Annotated in this window: 1 protein-coding gene; it reads right to left on the reverse strand. The window is 73.0% G+C overall.

The annotated features are described in order from the left end of the window. Positions 1-1,137 (reverse strand): acyltransferase family protein (locus tag QL983_RS11305; RefSeq protein WP_356768558.1); only part of this gene is annotated, 1,137 nt, incomplete at its 3' end. Between the last annotated feature and the right edge of the window lies 1 nt (position 1,138).

A 1,138-nucleotide genomic window follows, 5' to 3' on the forward strand; every position in this document is an offset into this window, starting at 1 on the left:
GCCGGCCGCCGGCTCGGCGGCCGGGGTCGGCCCCGCGGCGGGCTGCGGCGGGGACGCCGGCTCGACGACCGGCAGGGGCGCCGTCGTCGAGGCGGGCTCGGCGGTCTGTGCCGGCACGGCGTCCGCCGCTCCCGGGACCGTGGCCCGGGTGCGAGGACGCGCCCGGACGCGTCCCGCCGTCGGGAATTCGAAGAGCCAGCGAACCCGTCGGTAGCCGAGCGCGAGGGCGAGCGGGACGAGGAACGTGAACGACGCGATGGCCACGTAGAAGTCGACCGGGCGGACCGCGGCGAGGTCGCGGAAGGCCGCCACCGCCAGGATCAGCACCGGCATGTGGGCGACGTAGAGGACCATCGAGCGGCGGCCGCAGAACTCGAGGAACGGCAGACGGGGCAGGCGCGGGCCGAGCCACAGCACCACGAGGATCCCCGGCAGCGCGGCGAACACGGACCAGGGCTGGCGCTCCGCCACCACGAGCGCGCCGGTGCGCGTGGCCGTCACGGTGAGCACCATGAGGATCACCGCGATCACGCCCAGGGCGGCCGGCGCCGTGCGGATCCGGGGGAGCAGTCGCGCGGAGGCGGCACCGAGGAAGAAGTACACGCCCCAGTACAGGGGACGCACCCAGTCGCGGGGGCCGCTGACGAACTCGAGGAGCAGCACGAAGAGGACGGCCGCGACCACCAGCGCCGGGACGCGACGGATCACCGGGCCGATGAGGTAGCAGAGCATGAGCACCCACAGGAACCACAGGTGCCACGCGCCGCCGCGCCAGAACTCGACGGACAGCAGGGATCCGGGCTTGCCCGTGGCCAGCGCCAGGACGACCATCCAGACGAGGAACGGCCACAGGATCCGCTCCGCCTTGCCGCGGTAGTACGTGCCCAGCGGCTTGGACACCGAGCGGGGCAGCAGGACGCCGGACAGGAACACGAGCATCGGCATCCGCCACGACTGGAACACCTGCACCACGTTCGCGAACGCCACGGAGCTGAAGGTCGCGTCGAGCCCCTGCGGCATCGTGTAGGTGTGGGTGAACATCACCAGCAGCACGGCGAATCCGCGCATGGCGTCCATCCAGGTCATCCGGCTGGGGGCGGACCCGTGGGACACGGGCGGGGTCGGCGTCGTGGACATG

The organism is Micrococcus sp. APC 4021 (assembly GCF_030407635.1).
In the GTDB taxonomy this organism is placed as follows: Bacteria; Actinomycetota; Actinomycetes; order Actinomycetales; family Micrococcaceae; genus Micrococcus; species Micrococcus luteus.